The sequence below is a fragment of the Paenibacillus sp. N22P23 genome (assembly GCF_059383735.1).
In genome coordinates this window covers 218270-235084 of record NZ_JBXENT010000001.1, presented here as the reverse complement: position 1 = coordinate 235084, position 16815 = coordinate 218270, and the positions used below count along the sequence as shown (strand labels likewise).

Sequence of the window (16815 nt, the reverse complement as noted above, 5' to 3'; positions counted from 1 at the left end):
GCCCCTTTTTGAATATTAACCAAACTCTCATCTGAACGGGATCAAAACAGAAACCTTAACCACATCTTTGATGGGAATCCACTCTACATCGGCATCGTCGCGAATCTTCACTCGCTGATCTTCCGTAATAGCTTCTAAAATGCCCTGAACCTTGCTATTGTCTTCTAATGTCAAAACAACCATTCGTTTCTTATCAACTGCTTTCCAAAGTTCCTTAATAACCATCTGTTCCCCCAAATCTAAACTCTCTAGGATTAATGAGAAGTTCCAAACATCTTACGTCATTTTACATCAGAATAGGTCAATCTTACCATCGATAACTAAGACTTTTTTCCCTATGTGAACCAACCCAATTAAAAAGCAGCTCATTTTACAGGAGATACTTGTAGGTAGCATCAACTTTTGAGACATAAGAAAAGCACAACCGCTTGGATTGTGCCATGGTGGAACTTCTTTTTTACTTGTTCCATCAAAAGGGGTTAAGTCCTAGAACTTCAATGAAACTTTTTCCTTCTAACAATTCCATCGCTTGTCTTTCATTATTTGGTACTTTTTGATTACCAATCCATTTTTCAGGATTTAACGGTATGTTAGACCAAGGATTATGTAATAACATTGGACTATATGAATTCATAGTCCAGGTCCTCAGCTGAGATGCAATTAATACTGCGCTTACTCTCTTATTCTGAACGCCTTTAGGTCCAATCCAAAATCCATCAGGACTTCTTTCAATTGCATGTTCTTTAGTATGTAAATTAAATACCATTTTCTCTCTACCAAATAGGGCCTCATAAACATCAATATCATCAATGTCATTAATATAGTCACCAATTCTATTAACTGCAATTATGAAAGGATGATCAAGTTCCCCATACTTTGTCGCTTTTGATTGTAGCGATGCAAATAGTGATTTTCTTGAATCAATCGATCTAGCTTCATTAACCTGAGATCCTATAGTTCTGTGCTGCTCCTTTTGTTTTAATGATTCCGATTTTGGAATTAACTGAAATTGTATTTTCCATCCATTTTCTTCCCATTGAATTGTGGGTAACTCTTGGGTTTCAGGACTGTGCTTCATTAATTCATTTTCAAGATACCTTTTTAACTTTGATATTCTAGGTGGTTGAATAGTAGAGTTTAAAATACTTATTCCAAGGAAGAAGTTTGGAGAATTCGTATTATTTAAATAATCAATAATATTATAGACCCTTAATCTTGCAGCTACCTCATCCTTTGAGTCTAGTGCACAAGTGGCTTCAAAATAAAATACAATTTCATCCCCTTGTTTAACTAGAAAGTCAGGTTTAGTAGTAATTCCACTTTTTGTTGGAACATGTAGTTCCACTGAATAGCCTTGAAAGTACAGAAGAGCAAAGCAATACAATTCAAAAAACGCTCCAAAGTGTTGTCCATCATCATTGGAGCAAAACCGTGCCTTTAAGTCTTTTTTGCCGTTCTCAGGAAACAAGGAAAACCAATTTTCAAGAATATCTCTAATTGAGCTACTTTCTTGTCGAGCAGAACGGTTTAAATACTCATATTCGGGTTCTGAATAAAACGCAGGCCCTTTGTATTCTCTAATAGCTGAATCGAATAAATTCACGCGTATTGCTCCTTTTCAGACACTTAATGTAATTTGTATGTGAATTATCAATCCTGCAAGTTATAGTACAAATGAAATCCATGTTTTATCAAAAAATACACCATCAAAAACCAATATAAACATTGACTTTTTGATATTCTAACTCAGTCAATTATGTGTTCTTTTCACCTTGTCTTTCGATTAGCCCGTCTTTCTCTGGCTTCATTCGTTGTCCAGAAAGTGAATCCAGGATGGAGCTGCTTATCATCATCGATTCCTGAGTTAATTACTTTATAAATACCATTGTTACTATAGCCATTGAATTGCTCAAGACCTCTTAGATACCTGAAGCACTCTTGTAGGTTTACAAATTCTTTTTCTGGCCGATCATTTTCCTTTAGAAATACAGAAATCCAATTTGTATTTACCTTAGTAGCAGCAGTCTCCATTCAACACTTCCCTCACAACTCTTATATCATCCTCAAAACCTATTATACAGGTATTTCCCACAGTTAAGAAGGAACTATTAGACAAAAAAAGACATCCCTGCTTCAAGAGGATAAGCTCCCATACAGAAATGCCTGGTTATTTTATGCTAATTGAAATGCCACTTTCAATATAGATTGCATCAGATTTCCGCTGATCCCCAACGCAAAAAATTGAATTATTATTATTATTATTATTATTATTATTATTATTCGCAAGCTACTCCATCGCCATCACGATCCAGCTTCGTACTGTAACCAGGGTCACCTTTATGTAGTGGTGCTTTTCCAGCTGCTCTGACAGCAGAACAATTGGCGTAAGTTACATTTGAATTGTTACTTGGTTGAGTCTGTGAAGCACCAGATTGAGCAATTTTAGCTGAAATAGATGTATAACCTTTTGTATCCTTCCACATTGCATCAAACTCCACCGTAAAGGATTTAGCCACATCAGCATTTCGAATTACCATTAGTACCTCATCATTTGTAGTTGATGCAGCTTGAGAATAGTTAAATGAACCTGTAGTAGCCATCTTCCTATCAGCAATTGTCACTTTAAGATGCATTAATCCGCTATGAGTATTGATCTTAACCGGAATACCTGCACTACCAAGTATTTTTAAAGCTTCTGCCTGACTCTTGCCAGATGATTGAATTTTATCGGTAATAATTCGAACGTTCACTCCGCGCTTCTTTGCCTTTCTGATTGCATCAACAATATCAGGCTTCGTAAGACTATAGATAGCAATATCTAATGTCGATTTAGCCGAATCGATTACGTTAATGAGCAGTTTTTCTGGTTTCTGATCCGCTTGAGTAAATGCCTATTCTAGGTCTGCACCCTTAGTGGAAGAAGTGCTTGCTGCATAAGTTACTCCACAGAGTAGAGTTGCAGACAGTGTAATAACTGAAAGTATTTTTAATAAGCGCATCTATATATTTCATCCTATCTCAATAAGAGTATTATTCCAATTTCTTTAAACAATTGAAGTCAAGTATATGCGAATCACTCCACCACTCCATTAGAACAACTCTTTCATGGACTTAGAATTATCTTTACTTCGTCTGTGCGTCTAATCGAATGAAATAGTTATCACCTTATTCGTATCATCAATTTCAATAGTATGTTTGATTCCTAACTTATTGAAAAAATCATCCATCGGTACATGGTGTATATTGATGAGATCGGATTCATCAATTGATATAGTATATACTTTCGAATTATCGGCATTATGGAAAATAGTCTCATAATTATTATGGTTTACATTTGTATACACGGTTTTGTAGGTAACATATCTGCTATCATCATAAGATTCAATAGAACCTTTAACATAGGGATTATCCGATAGATTTATTTTGTAATCATTTAGGGCTATACCTAGTAACTCTTCTAAATAAGGGATTCCCGTTTCAAAATGTACAAACAACTTACCATCAGGAGACTGCTCGAAAGGTTGGAATACTCCTACATAACATTCATATAAATTCCCTTTGATTTTCACTATAGGTTTATAATCTGATAGTGACTTGTAACTTTGCTGTGCATTCGCATAACCAATACTTTGCTGTGCATTCGCATCACCAATTTCTACTCGCTTCAATTGTTTGTTCCATTTTACAGGCTTACCTAATGCTGCTGCTATAGCTTTCAATGGCAAATAAGTGTTCCCATCAATGTTGAGTGGTTTAGCATCCGTACTTTTATATTCCTTCCCATTAACAAAGATAGGATATGTAACAGGATTGATGATGTGCTGAATCTGATCTGCAAATGCTTGACCTGCAAAAGTGAGAGCTGCTCCGATTGCGATACCTAGAATGATTTTTCTCATTAATGGAAACTCCTTCGGATATTTTTGGGATATTTTACTATTTGCAGATATTTTCAATGAAAATATTAACATCACCTATGTCTATTGGTCTAGTAAAAACCGCATAAATAGACACAAAATAATGTCGATATGATTCTAAAGTATAAATTTTTTCATCATGAAAAGAACTAGGTCACCTTCATATCCTTTAGATTTGTATTACTTCTCGCTATATAGCTCGTTCTGAATGGGATCATCAACTTTTCAAAAAATAAAAAGCACAACAGCTTGGATGTGCCTTTAGTCTTACTATCTTTCCTGCCCATATATTTTCGTCTCTAATTTAATGCCCCTCTGAAATAAGTGTATTTACGATTGGAATATCCGCAGGTGCAAACTCAAACCTCTGCATATCTTCTAGTGAAACCCACATGTATTCATCATGTACCGTAAGTGTTATAACACCACCAGTCCACGTACACCAATATGCTAACAATTGAATTGATCCATGTTCGTAATGATATATTGATTCCTTATAGAAGTCGTCCACTCTGATGGCGATTTTGAATTCTTCCTCCATCTCTCTAACTAAACATTCTTCTGGTGTTTCACCTTCTTCGATTTTGCCACCTGGAAACTCCCATTTACCAGCCAGCTTGTCGGTTGAAGAACGCTGTGCGATCAAAATCTTGCCTTCATGAATCAGAAGCGCTGCTGTAACCTTTTTCATCTCAAACCCCATATCATTATATAAATTTACTTATCGTATTTATTAGATAATTCACGATGTTACTATTTCTTTGATTTCTTCCAATGAAGGTTATACGCTTTTTCAAGTAGTAATCGATCAAGCACATGACCGGGATTTAGTGTAATTTTACTACCTTCATACTCCACAGCTCGATTCCAATGGTGTAATGTTTGCCCATCTTTCCAATCAATATAAATTGACCCATCATCAAATAAAGAATGGCAGTTTGGACACAAAACGATTTCATTACTATGATTTTCAGTCACTAATGGTCCACCTTCGCCAACTGGAAACAAGTGGTGAACCACAACTTTTGCCCCCGTTCTTCCTAAAACGTCATGAGAGTTATTTACTTGACACTTATAATTATATGATTTCTTAAGTTGTCGCAGCTCGGGGGCATAACGTACTTGTCTTGCTACTTGAGACATTTTCTTTTCAGCCACTCTGTTGATTTGATTACTAACACTTACGTTTGAGATATTTAATTCTGCTGCTTGCTCATATAGTTCCATCTTGTAAACAAGTTTAATAAACCCATCAGTCCCTAACTCCGTACCAAAATCAGTGATTATCCACTTACCCCAATCACGATAAATATTTCCCCCCCCAGCAAAAACATGCACTGGAACCTGGTCTCTAAAATTAAGAAAAAGGGCTTTATTATCATAATCGTCTAAGGTTTGATCTTTTTCTTTCCCTCGTCCATGATATGTAAGAACAAGATCATCTGAAAGATTATCTTCATAATTCGGCTGCGATTCACCAACATTCGTAATTATGCTGAAAGCATGAATTGTATTTTTGGGCTTAAATATACCCATTTGCTGTTTATGCCCGCGGTTCCTTACTTCGTTATAATCAATAACTGGCAAATTAAAAAATAATGACTTTAAATCACTAGTAGCCACTGATTTTTCTTCCTTCCATTTTTAATAATTTTCAATGGTTCAATATTGTATTCGGGTAGTCTATCTTTTCATTGACACTAAAATCATCGACAAATTAATAACAAAATTGTACCACATAATAGTTTTGAAGGAGTAAGTAAATACCCTTCTCCAAGTACCTACACCTCAAAAAATGAATAAACAAAATAGCCGTATCTCTACAGCTTCAAATGACAAATGATTCGAACGATGGATGACGTAGCTTCCCATCTTTCGTGAAACATTGAAATTTCACTTTGCAAGTCAGAACTGGCTCAAGATAAACCCAATCCTTACTCTCCCCTTTAACAATCTGTGTCGCAACTGCTCCAAATGCTTTCAGAACATCTGAAGGTGGGGGAACTCAATTACCCCTACATGCTTACCTCTGTCAGATAAGCTCCACCTAAACACTTTCTTGCGTTTACCTGAAAAGCAAAAACTCACCATATCGGTAGTTCTTCGTTTTAATCTGCATTCATCGAAACAATACCTTCTATGACCAAGTTCTTTAGCCTTCTGGAACAGACTCTGACCTTCTTCATACGTAGATGTTAAGGATACAGGAAGTGGTATTACAACTCTCTGAAGCCATTCCAGACACTCCAGAAGACTCGTTTTTCACAAAGGTTCCCAATTGTGAAAAATCATGTCCCAAATGGCTAAATGAGCTTGATATTGTTCAGCAAGTCTGAGAACAGTATCAGGCTTCTTTGGGTGAAAACGATCTTATGCGGAACTACTTTTGAAGAAGCCTGAAGTTACATTGACTTGATAATCGTATTGAGCATGTGCAAAGTCCCCCTATGTATAAGCTTATCATGGAAGGACTCGACATTTTATATGAGATGACTGGGAAACCATCCAACACCGGTATAGCTTCTTTCTCGGGCTTTTTGTATTTCATTATGTCAAATGAACTAATCATTTTCTCTGTAACCGAGCAAAAGAAAACCGCCTACCTATTTGATGGGCGGTGTTTGATCTATTGCATCTATGAGTATTTTGATGCTACCTTTTAAAAAAGTCCAAGCTTGAAGTACATTTCTCGAATTCTCTGTTGAAGGTACTAAATTATTCCTTTAAGTGCCAGTCAACAGTATTAAGCATAGCATGAACTTATTTTCACTTTCTACCTTAAGAGGATAATACCAATGACGCTTCCAGAGAGAAGCCTTTTTTTGTGAAATAGACTACTGTTCAAAGTATCGTGTTCACATTATTGTTCAAGAACTTTGGGAAGCTTTCCATTCGAATGATATAAACTATGACAATCTCTACATAGTGCAATTAAATCTGATTCTTCTTCTTTTCCAATCCTGTCATATGTATTATGATGAACGTCTAAATCGTCCTTCTTGCCGCAGACACTACATTTATATTTACACTTGGCCAAAACCTTCTTCCTTAACTTTCTCCAGTGTGGTGTGTTCAAATACTCTTGGTATGGCAGCGTCCTCAACTTTTCCTGAGAGCTAAAAATCGAAATCCCTGTAATTTGTTGATTCACCGTATAAATCGAACATTCGTTAGGGCTTACCCTCGGGTTTCTTACTTTAACTCTTTTCAGTATCGGTTCTCCGTTTATCCTCACTTCAAGTAGTTGATTAACATACTTGTTTGCCGTCGTCCTCGATACCCCGATATTTTTGGCTATACGCTCTTGCGTAGGATAACAAATGCCTTCGGCATCCATATATGATGCAATGCAGGTGAGAACAGCCCAATTAGTCACTCCTATTTCCGAAATAATGTTATCCTGAATGGGACTTACTTCTACTTTATAAAACACATCGTGTGACACAGGTTCGCCCTCCCTGTTGATACTAAATGTATCATAATTTTCATTATTGTAGCACGTTATATTACTTTTATGGAAGAGTTATTGTTAGTACATATTTGTTTTTCTTACATTTGTATTACCAAATCGTGATTCGGTCCGTTTTATGCATCAAGAGTAATCGAACTTACTCGATTGCGACTAAGGATTAGTCGAGTGGTACGAGGTATGTAGTCGTCATTAGGTGCGTATGAAGTTACGATGAACTTCCCTAGGCTGTTTTTTACACTGCCGGAGCTGTCAATTGCGCTTGTTACAATTGCTAAATATTCGCGTGCCATGTTTTGTTGTTAGTCATTTAATCGTTCGAGCGGTGAGAATTTAGCATGTTGCTTCGCTATATCTGTACCAAACAAATTCACATAGACACGAACCATATCAAGGCTTGTATGTCCTAATATTCTTTGAAGCGAAAAAATATCTCCACCTGCCATTATGTACATCTTTGCCATCGTATGGCGAAATGTATGTGGAGATACTCGAACGCCTTTTAATCCAGCTATAACTCCGAAATTCTGTATATTCTCTTGCATAGTTCGCTTTTTCATTGGACTATTGTCAATATTGACGAACAAATAATCATGTTCAAGTAAACCGCGTATAGCGATGTACTCTTTTAAATGCTTATCCAACGTTGCTTGAAAAGGAACGTACCTCTCCTTCCGACCTTTACCATAAACGCGTATTAGCCTTTCTTTCCAGTTGATATGCGGAATTTGAATCGAAACAAGTTCGCTTGCCCGACAGCCGCATTCAAACAGGCATAACATCATGACATAGTCCCTGTAACCGGTAAAGGTCTGCTTATTGGGTGCATCGAGTAAATTCCTCATCTGTGGTTTAGAAAAGGTTTCGATTATCCTCCGCTCGGATTTTATATTTGATATACGCTCAAAAGGATTCTCCGTTATATAGCCTTCCATATTCAAATAGTTAAAAAATGCACGCCAGCCTCTCAAATATTTATTGATTGTAGCGTCAACAACACCCTCACTTCTTTTTGCAAGGATACACTCCTCAATAATCACCTGAGTTACTTCAATTGGGCCACGAATTTCTTTATCTTCAATTAATCGTTTAAACATTCCAAGAACGTCTTCGTAATATTTGATAGTAAGCCCAGTCAGATTCTTGATTCGGCAATGACGTAAAAAGGTCGATATAGCGACATCCAAATCTGTTGATTCAGCGGCTAATTGTGTTCTTCCTTCACTTACCGCAGCAATCGTATTCTTTCGTCTTACTGGATGATTTCTTTGCATAAAAAAAACACCTCTCCTCCGCGTAATTGTCGTTAAAAAACGAATAAAGCGCGGTTATGAGGTGCGTTCAGGATAGTCCATTCGCACAGGATTGTGAATAAAGCGCGGCGCAATAATACGAAAAAATCCGCCACACTAACGTCTGACTCGACGTTGGTATAAGCGGATTAAACGTTGATATTAAGGATGCCGAGGACGGGAATCGAACCCGTACGGTGGTCACCCACCGCAGGATTTTAAGTCCTGTGCGTCTGCCAGTTCCGCCACCCCGGCATGTTCATGATTGTGGAATGGTGGGCCCTGAGGGACTCGAACCCCCGACCAATCGGTTATGAGCCGACCGCTCTAACCAACTGAGCTAAGGGCCCTTACGATAATAATCGAAAGGTTGGTTGCGGGGGCAGGATTTGAACCTGCGGCCTTCGGGTTATGAGCCCGACGAGCTACCGAGCTGCTCCACCCCGCGATAACACACATTCACTACAAATCAATCAATGGCGACAAGAAATAATATACTATATGATGCATGATTAAGTCAAGCATAATTTGTTATGGGAGGAATCGAACGCCAAATCTCCCTTTCCGCGAGCGAAATACTTCAATTTCTTGCGGACATTCGTACCCATATACCCACCAGTCGTTTTCCATCCGTCTAACCAGACATCCGGCTTGAAATTTGGTTTCATACAGACGTCCCCAATACACCCACTTCATGTCACTTACTCCCTTCTTCGCCGTTTCGCTTAGAATACCCCATTTTCGGAAAAAACAAGCATTGGTCGCGCACGGCTGCACGAAAGCAAAAAAAACCGCATTGACGCTAACTGCGCCAATGCGGTTCCACATTTTCATTTAGCCTTTACCACCGTAAACATCAATGCCTACGCCGCCTCCGCCCTCAACCGGCTCGAGCGGACCATTCGGATTGTCCTTGATCTTCTGCAGCATAGCATCCCCTTTGGTCTGCCATTCCTTAAGCGCTTCTTCGACGGATTTCTTCTTCTGAATGACTTCCTGGAAGAGCGGCTGTGCAAACTGCTGAACCTGATACAGATTCGGCATATCACGATAGAGCTTCTCTAACGCAATATCCTGCGGCGGTACCGGTTTAAGGGAGTAGAATGCCTCGATGTTATAGCTCATGCCATCCTTCGGCTTTAGGAACGATTTGCGCGCTACCATTTCGTACGTGCTGCGGGATTTCAGCTTCGCCCATTCCTTGCTGTTGTTGAATTGGATGAAGTCCCAAGCATCGTCGCTATTTTGTGCATTGGCACTAATCGCCATCAGATTGTTCAAGTAGATATTGCCGCCAATGCCCGGTGCTTCTTCGAACGTCGGGATCGTAACGACATCCCAATCCACGGATGGGATCTTAGGGTTCTTAGCGGAATAATCTTTCGCTCTGGACAGCTCATTCACGTAGTCATATCCGCCAATCATCATGGCGATACGGCCGCTGATAAACAGATCGTTTTGGAACGGGTTGAAGACAGCTTTCTCGTCTCTGGCAATACCGCCTCCGCCGCCGTTATTCATATCTTCTTGGGTAGGAACGATTTTTTCTTGATAGAGACCGGCTACTTCACTCCACACTTTGCGCCATTGCGGCGTATCCACGGTCATCTTCTCCGCTTTATTGTCAAACATCTTAAGCTGCAGCGGTGCCGCGTAGGTTTGCGAATCCCAGAACGGGTCTCCGCTCCAACGATTGAACGAGAAGCCGAATTTACGCTCAGCGCCTTCGCCCTTAGCTACCTGTTTCGCTTTCGTAAAGATGTCCGTCCAGGACATACCGTCTGTCGGCGGAGTTACGCCGGCATCGGTAAATAGCTTCTTGTTATAGTAGAGGGCCGAAGAGTTGAAGGTCGGCGTAAGCGCATAGAGGCTGCCGCCTCCTGCATCCTTGATGCCGTCAATAACAGTCGGTACGAAATCCTCGATATCGAATTCGCTTTCTTGAATAAGCGGATCCAGCTGTTTAAGCAGATTGTCCTCGACAAGACGCTTCAGATAGGAGGATTCCAGAACGACGACATCGACCGGGTTTTTGCCGTTGATCATCTCTTTGAGCTTCTCGTATGGATCTGGCTGCTTCTTATTCGGATCGGGCTCTTCGAAACGCTGGTCGTCGTAATTGATAGCAGCCGCGATTTCGATGTCGATATTCGGATGTGTTAACTCATAACCATCCGTGAACTGTTGACGCAGATAGGGCTCATTATCGGAATTGGAATACATGAAGCCGATTCTCAGCACATGGCGCTCTGCTTCGTTGCCGCTGTCACCTTTACTGCAAGCTGCAAGACTTGACACTAGCAGTCCCGCTGATACCGCTAAAGCAGAAGTCCTCATGATTAGTTTTCCCCGTGAACGTGTAACTCTCTTCTCCATTGGTTCTACCCCTCCAGTGATTTAGGCGGTGATATAATGATCCGTTCACCGTCAAATTCCATTGATGCTTTATCTGTAATTTGTAAGGCGGTTAAATAAGATTTCGGAATTTGAAGCCTGCCCACCCGGTCTACGACGACATATTCTTCATGAATGGCTTGATCGCCCCCGAGACCGGAGTGTGCGCCTAACTGCTCTCTATCGTCCAAATTCGGATTTCGCTTTATGAATTCGGTGCTGGTTAGTCCATCCCGAATGGCCACGACGCGATCGACCTTACCGGCGAGCGACAAGTCATGTGTTACGATAACGATCGTAATGCCGATTTCGCGGTTAAGCCTGCGGAAGATATCCATGATGAGATCAGACGTACGCGTATCGACAGAACCTGTCGGCTCATCGGCAAGCAGCAGCTTCGGACGGTTTGACAGCGAAATGGCGATCGCAACCCGCTGCTGCTCACCGCCTGAGAGCTGGTGAAGCTTGTTGTGCATACGTTCCTTCAGCCCCACCCACTCCAGCAGCTGCTTCGCATAAGCGCGATCTAATTTGGAAGACAGCATCATCGGCATCTCCACGTTCTCTAGCGCCGTTAAATACGGGAGCAGATTACGCGCATTACTCTGCCAGATGAAACCGACGGTGTCGCGTTTATAGGAGACGAGCTGCTCATCGGTAATCTTGAGCAAATCCCAAGGTCCTACGCTCACTTGGCCTGCCGAAGGGCGGTCAAGACCGCCCAGTATATTGAGCAGCGTCGATTTCCCGCTGCCGCTGTTACCGATAATCGCCATCATTTCTCCTTCACGGACGTGAAGGTTCAGCCCTTGCAGGGCAACGACCTCAAGATCATCTGATTTGTAAATTTTAACGAGTCCCTCGCAAGTAATCATGAGGTCTTAACGCTCCTCTCCCATCTTAACGGCTTGATGTACGCGTAATCTGCGGATATGAATGAGCAGAAGCGCTGCACCCATCAGCATCATGCATCCGACTACGATGTAGAGCTGCGTCGTATCCTTGGAGTCAAACACGACCCTAAATGGCGGTACAGAGTTCGCGACATTGTCGGTCGTCTGCAGGAAAGGCAAGAACAGCAAACTCGCAATTTTGCCGATTAGGATACCGAGCCCGATAGAGAGCCCTGCAGTAAACACCTGCTCAAGAAGCAGCATACCGGTTAATTGCTTCCTGGAAAGTCCCATCGCGCGAAGTACACCAAATTGTACGATCCGGCCCGATAGATTAAAGAACCAGAACAGAATATAGCCGGTTAGCGACACGATAATGGAAACGAGGAAGCCGAGACTTAGAATGCCGAATACCCCGCCGCGTGTCGGATGTTTCGATTGCACGGCCAGCTCGATCCGAACGTCCTGAACATTCGCAAGCTCGATGCCCTCATCCTGCAGCTGCTTCATAATTGGAGCTGTAAGCGCACCTGGTTTCATTTTCAGCCACACATCGTAAGGAATGATCGGCACTTGGTCGTAGATATAATCGAGATTCGCGATAATGAACGGTGATGCATCCGGATATTGACTCGGCCAGTACGGAACGATCCCGACGACGACGAAATCAATCATCCCTTCCTGCAAGCCAGCAGAAATCGTATCACCGAGCTTCAACTGATACTTCTCTGCCACGTTGGACGGAATAATAGCAGCTTGTTCATAGAGCCCCAAATACTTAAGATAAAGGAACGGATGTGACGGATACAGATCATTGCGGAACCATGCAACTTTGGAAAAATCGACATTGTCGATCCCCATAACAGTTCCTTGTCCGGCCGATCGTCCCGAAACGACGATATTAGCTTTGGTCTGCAGCACACGTGCCGCAGCCTCTACGCCATCCAATTTACGAAATACTTCGAATGGCGGCTCGGAGTAGTTAATACGAGTCGGTACTGCCGAGCCGCCGCCGTTGCCGCCGCCACCTCCACCACTTCCGCCTCCATTGCCTCCACCACCACTGCCGCCGCCGGATCCTTCTCCGCCGCCTTGTCCGCCACCTCCGGTATCCCCGCCTCCGTTGTCAATTACTTCGGCGGTTCCTTCCCATACGGTCTGCATGACAACGTCTGTTCCGAATTTATAGAGCGTCCGCTCTGTTGAGTTCAGGTCGATCGTTCGAGCAGCGGAAGCATTGTAAACCCCTAATCCAAGCGTCAAGATAAGCAAAATCATCAGTGGATAATACCCCTTCGACGATCTCGACAGCTGAGTCAGCGTCAAGTAGAGCGGCACCGGAAGCACCTTCCGGCCGATCCAATTAAACAGCTTCAGCAGCCACGGGAAAACACGAAGGAAGAACAACCCCATTGCGAAGATTGCGAGCGCCGGAACAAAGAATAGAAACGGCTGCACATTGAGCTGATCTGTCGTCATTTTACTCTTAAACGAAATCATCTGGCGTTCATTGAATAAGTACCAGCCATACGCTGCTATACCAAGCAGGAGCACATCGCCATACCATCTCTGCCAGAGCGGTTTGCGATCAGAGCGCGCTATCTGTTTCTTGTAGTCGACAATCGATGCCCGAGCATAAATAACCGCAGGGATGATTGTTGCAAGAAGGGCAAGCACCACTGAGCCAACACCTGCGATGATCGACTCGGTCCCGAAGCCAATCGGGATCGATTTCCGATTCACGAATTCCAGGAACCCATTAGCCGAGCCGATACTCTTCGCCATAAACCAACCGATTAACGGTCCTATGATAAGGGCGATTATTCCGAGCAGCAGTCCTTCCAGCATATAAATGCCGATGATCTGCCTCGTCCCCGCTCCCCGGCTGCGAAGCACGGCAATGTCACTGCGCTGCTTATCGAGCGATTGTCTCGCATTCATCGCAATAAAGTAGAACACCATAGCCAGCATCGGCGCGGCCAGTGTGAAGAGCAGCAGTTGCAGCTGGAGACTCTGTTTGCGGAACTCATTCAGCAGCTTCGCGAATGAGATCTCCACTCTCGTATCCTTCAGACGCTGGTACAGCTCAATGTTCAACCGTTCAAGCGTATGATTAAGCGGCGACAATTCACTTGTCTTTATATCCTTCAAATCGTAAGCATAATACCAGTTGGCCGTATGAACCGGAATCTTCCGATCCTTCATAAGCCCTTTCTGAAAGGCGTTCTCGCCGATTTGCAGCGAGCTCATCAAGCCCTCTAGCCCTTGGTACCAATACGGATCCGTATCGCTCAGCGGCTTAAACGCCCCGACAATCTTAACGCGAAGCGTCAGATTCAATCCGCTGTAGATCGGGTATTCAAACACATCGCCGATATGAACGTCACTGCGGTACATCGCCTCTTCCAGCATGACGGCTTCAATCGTATCGTCATCACCGACAGCATCCGTGAACCAGCGCCCTTGCGTCAGCTCTGTTTTCTTATCGAGGCCGCTCATCGACGTAAGTCCCATCTGACGAACACGGCTCGCATCGACGGTCGTTGGATCCTCCGGCGTCAGCTCCGCTGTTCGAATGGCTAGACTTTGCACATACGTACCGATTGGAAACCCTATTTCATTCGGAACATCCTCCCGGATAAAACGGGACACCTCGGTCAATGCATTCAGATCCGTCTTGCCAGTCGTTTCCTGGTAACGCATGAGAAGCGATCCCGCCGGCAGACCGCTGCTCTCATCCTTAAGCGATTGTGCCACAACCCGCTTCAGCGCTCCATCCGCATACATCGGAATACTGGTCGCAAAGGCGACGGCAATGATCAAGCCGGCCAACGAGCTGAGCGTCATCCATCGCGTGTTCCACATTTTGCGAAGCAGAAAGCGAAATAGCGGCATCCCCATAGCTTATCGACCTACGACTTTCTGCCCCGGTGTCAATCCTTTGAGGATTTCAACTTGCGTTGCCGATTGCTGCCCTACTTCAACATCCACCTCGCGTTTGCCGTCCTCATCAATGACTTGCACGTAAGTACGTGACCCGATTGAACGCAATGCGGATGGCGGAATAACGATTGCATTTTCTTTGCGGTTCATAATAATTGAGATCGACAGCGGCGTTCCGCGTGTGACACCTGCAGGCATCTTATCAAGCTTCACGGTCAGAAAATCTTCCGGTCGCTCCGGTTTGTTGCCGCCTTGGCCACCGCCTTCACCACCGCCATTGCCGCCGTCATCCTTCTGAATCGGAAGCTGAGCAATCTTGCCCTTAAACTGACCGGCACTGTTGATTTCAACGTTGACCGGCATGCCAACGGATACGCCTTCAAGCTCATCGGCTGTCATTTTCGCAGCTGCGGTCAACTGCCCTGTATCCGCGATAATACATATCGGATCGTAGGCTTTAATCAAATCGCCTTTCATGACGTTAAGCGATACCACTGTGCCGCTGAACGGCGCTTTCAGAATCGCTTTATCAATCTCCGTCTGCGATTCTACCAGCTTCTGACGTTTCTCCTCGAAGGTGATTTTGGCAAGCTCAAACTCTACCGGATCCATCTCATCCTTCTTGCGCAGTGTTTCTTTCATTTGAAGCTCATCTCTTGAGAATTGCAGCTTATCGGAGCGCAATAGCTTCTTCATATCGTCCACATCGAGGGAACCAATCACTTGGCCTGCAGTTACTTTCTGGCCGACTTTAATATGAAGTTCCTTCAAACGTTTGCCGTCGAGTGTAAAATACAGCGTTTCTTCCTGAAGCGAAATCAGCTTCCCGATTCCCGTCTTCTTCGTTTCGAGTGTAGCGGTCGTCACCTCGTACTCCGGCTTCTTCGAAATTTGCGGCGGCGCAATGGCAGGCAAAGCTTCTTCGTTATCTTCGTTAGGCAGCAATGAGCATCCGCTCGTGAGAATAAGAGAAGCTCCAAGAACTACAACAGCAGCAGTCTTAAATGAACTTCCCGTCAACCATTTCGTAAACATGATCGGCAACCTCCAGAATCGTGGGATCGTGCGTTGTCATACAGATTGTTACTTGCTCGGTGCGAATAATGGTCTGGAATACCGACATAATTTGTGCGGACATTTGCGAATCAAGCTCAGCCGTCGGCTCGTCAGCAAGAAGCATACTCGGACGATGTGCGATGGCCTTCGCGATCGCAACACGCTGTTGTTCGCCGCCAGACAGCTCGAACGGACGATGATGCATCCTTTTGGACAGACCGACAAGATCCAAGCAATGCTCGACGCGCTTCTTCCAATCTTGAGACGGGATTCCCGCCATACGGAGCGACAGCTCCACATTCTCATAAGCAGATAAGAGCGGCATTAAGGCATACGCCTGAAAAATAAACCCCATGTGCTTGCGCCGTACCTTCGTACGTTCATCATCATTCATGCTATGGAAGGGCAAATCTTGAAAGAAAATATGGCCCTTCGTTGGTTGATCGAGCCCGCCGATCATGTTGAGCAGCGTTGTTTTACCGGAGCCGGAACGCCCGCGGAGCATCACGAGCTGCCTTGGTCTTAGCTCCATCGCAATCCCTTTCAACACATGAAGCGGCTGTCCGCCTACCTGGAATGTGCGTTCAACCGACTCTACGGTGAGAAGCGGTTTGGTCTCGATTGTTGGTATGTACGGAGCATCAGTTTCCCTTGTTGCGTCGGATTCTACAGCTTCCTTTGTTGCTTGTTTGCTTCTCCACCATCCCATCGCGGCTGCAGAGACCCCCCTTCCTATTAAAAAACTTTAATCTCAATAACGATTAGACGGAGCAAGCGATCAAAAAGTTACGCGCACAACTACCAATTTCGTTAAATATTTGCTAAAAAAGCTTCTGAGCCGCATAAACGGA

General features: G+C 43.4%; 15 protein-coding genes, 3 tRNA genes and 1 pseudogene. All 19 read right to left on the bottom strand.

The window, feature by feature from the left end; translation table 11 throughout:
* Nucleotides 1-27 precede the first annotated feature (27 nt).
* Nucleotides 28-225 (bottom strand): hypothetical protein, encoded by a 198-nt coding sequence (locus AC506A_RS01100; protein ID WP_495459171.1) that lies wholly within the window; start codon nt 223-225, stop codon nt 28-30.
* Nucleotides 226-469: 244 nt separating this feature from the next.
* Nucleotides 470-1603 (bottom strand): hypothetical protein, encoded by a 1134-nt coding sequence (locus tag AC506A_RS01095; protein WP_495459170.1) that lies wholly within the window; start codon nt 1601-1603, stop codon nt 470-472.
* Between the two features lie 164 nt (nt 1604-1767).
* On the bottom strand, nt 1768-2031 hold the full coding sequence (locus AC506A_RS01090) for a hypothetical protein (RefSeq protein WP_495459169.1): 264 nt from the start codon (nt 2029-2031) through the stop codon (nt 1768-1770).
* 245 nt (nt 2032-2276) lie between these two features.
* A pseudogene (locus tag AC506A_RS01085) lies at nt 2277-2891 on the bottom strand (phospholipase D-like domain-containing protein); the annotation flags it as partial.
* Between the two features lie 249 nt (nt 2892-3140).
* Nucleotides 3141-3899: a stalk domain-containing protein gene (locus tag AC506A_RS01080; RefSeq protein WP_495459168.1), complete on the bottom strand. Its 759-nt coding sequence runs from the start codon at nt 3897-3899 to the stop codon at nt 3141-3143.
* A 322-nt stretch (nt 3900-4221) separates the two neighbouring features.
* Nucleotides 4222-4608, bottom strand: a complete 387-nt coding sequence (locus AC506A_RS01075; protein WP_495459167.1) for a (deoxy)nucleoside triphosphate pyrophosphohydrolase — start codon at nt 4606-4608, stop codon at nt 4222-4224.
* Between the two features lie 62 nt (nt 4609-4670).
* Nucleotides 4671-5540, bottom strand: a complete 870-nt coding sequence (locus AC506A_RS01070; RefSeq protein ID WP_495459166.1) for an HNH endonuclease — start codon at nt 5538-5540, stop codon at nt 4671-4673.
* Between the two features lie 205 nt (nt 5541-5745).
* On the bottom strand, nt 5746-5871 hold the full coding sequence (locus AC506A_RS01065) for an ATP dependent DNA ligase (RefSeq protein ID WP_495460935.1): 126 nt from the start codon (nt 5869-5871) through the stop codon (nt 5746-5748).
* A 906-nt stretch (nt 5872-6777) separates the two neighbouring features.
* Complete coding sequence (locus AC506A_RS01060) at nt 6778-7362, bottom strand: helix-turn-helix domain-containing protein (RefSeq protein ID WP_495459165.1); 585 nt, start codon at nt 7360-7362, stop codon at nt 6778-6780.
* A gap of 326 nt (nt 7363-7688) precedes the next feature.
* Nucleotides 7689-8660: a tyrosine-type recombinase/integrase gene (locus AC506A_RS01055; protein ID WP_495459164.1), complete on the bottom strand. Its 972-nt coding sequence runs from the start codon at nt 8658-8660 to the stop codon at nt 7689-7691.
* Nucleotides 8661-8847: 187 nt separating this feature from the next.
* Nucleotides 8848-8933: transfer RNA gene (locus tag AC506A_RS01050), tRNA-Leu, on the bottom strand.
* Between the two features lie 18 nt (nt 8934-8951).
* Nucleotides 8952-9028: transfer RNA gene (locus AC506A_RS01045), tRNA-Ile, on the bottom strand.
* A gap of 21 nt (nt 9029-9049) precedes the next feature.
* A tRNA-Met gene (locus tag AC506A_RS01040) sits at nt 9050-9126 on the bottom strand.
* Between the two features lie 83 nt (nt 9127-9209).
* Nucleotides 9210-9512, bottom strand: coding sequence for a hypothetical protein (locus AC506A_RS01035; RefSeq protein ID WP_495461016.1), 303 nt, complete (start codon nt 9510-9512; stop codon nt 9210-9212).
* Nucleotides 9513-11054 carry an ABC transporter substrate-binding protein gene (locus AC506A_RS01030; protein WP_495459163.1) on the bottom strand — a complete coding sequence of 514 codons (1542 nt, stop codon included), beginning with the start codon at nt 11052-11054 and terminating at the stop codon, nt 9513-9515.
* Between the two features lie 5 nt (nt 11055-11059).
* Nucleotides 11060-11947: an ABC transporter ATP-binding protein gene (locus tag AC506A_RS01025; protein WP_495459162.1), complete on the bottom strand. Its 888-nt coding sequence runs from the start codon at nt 11945-11947 to the stop codon at nt 11060-11062.
* Nucleotides 11948-11953: 6 nt separating this feature from the next.
* Complete coding sequence (locus AC506A_RS01020; protein ID WP_495459161.1) at nt 11954-14866, bottom strand: ABC transporter permease; 2913 nt, start codon at nt 14864-14866, stop codon at nt 11954-11956.
* Between the two features lie 3 nt (nt 14867-14869).
* Nucleotides 14870-15943, bottom strand: a complete 1074-nt coding sequence (locus tag AC506A_RS01015; protein ID WP_495459160.1) for an efflux RND transporter periplasmic adaptor subunit — start codon at nt 15941-15943, stop codon at nt 14870-14872.
* The gene (locus AC506A_RS01010) at nt 15909-16673 is read right to left on the bottom strand and encodes an ABC transporter ATP-binding protein (RefSeq protein WP_495459159.1); all 765 of its coding nucleotides are present in this window, start codon (nt 16671-16673) and stop codon (nt 15909-15911) included. Before AC506A_RS01010 ends, AC506A_RS01015 begins: the two co-directional genes overlap by 35 nt.
* Nucleotides 16674-16815 lie beyond the last annotated feature (142 nt).

Bases quoted from the DNA above. Each gene is read 5' to 3' on its own strand.
- AC506A_RS01100 (WP_495459171.1), bottom strand. From the start codon at position 225: ATGGTTATTAAGGAACTTTGGAAAGCAGTTGATAAGAAACGAATGGTT.
- AC506A_RS01090 (WP_495459169.1), bottom strand. From the start codon at position 2,031: ATGGAGACTGCTGCTACTAAGGTAAATACAAATTGGATTTCTGTATTT.
- AC506A_RS01080 (WP_495459168.1), bottom strand. From the start codon at position 3,899: ATGAGAAAAATCATTCTAGGTATCGCAATCGGAGCAGCTCTCACTTTT.
- AC506A_RS01075 (WP_495459167.1), bottom strand. From the start codon at position 4,608: ATGAAAAAGGTTACAGCAGCGCTTCTGATTCATGAAGGCAAGATTTTG.
- AC506A_RS01055 (WP_495459164.1), bottom strand. From the start codon at position 8,660: ATGCAAAGAAATCATCCAGTAAGACGAAAGAATACGATTGCTGCGGTA.
- AC506A_RS01035 (WP_495461016.1), bottom strand. From the start codon at position 9,512: ATGAAAATGTGGAACCGCATTGGCGCAGTTAGCGTCAATGCGGTTTTT.
- AC506A_RS01030 (WP_495459163.1), bottom strand. From the start codon at position 11,054: ATGGAGAAGAGAGTTACACGTTCACGGGGAAAACTAATCATGAGGACT.
- AC506A_RS01025 (WP_495459162.1), bottom strand. From the start codon at position 11,947: ATGATTACTTGCGAGGGACTCGTTAAAATTTACAAATCAGATGATCTT.
- AC506A_RS01020 (WP_495459161.1), bottom strand. From the start codon at position 14,866: ATGGGGATGCCGCTATTTCGCTTTCTGCTTCGCAAAATGTGGAACACG.
- AC506A_RS01015 (WP_495459160.1), bottom strand. From the start codon at position 15,943: ATGTTTACGAAATGGTTGACGGGAAGTTCATTTAAGACTGCTGCTGTT.
- AC506A_RS01010 (WP_495459159.1), bottom strand. From the start codon at position 16,673: ATGGGATGGTGGAGAAGCAAACAAGCAACAAAGGAAGCTGTAGAATCC.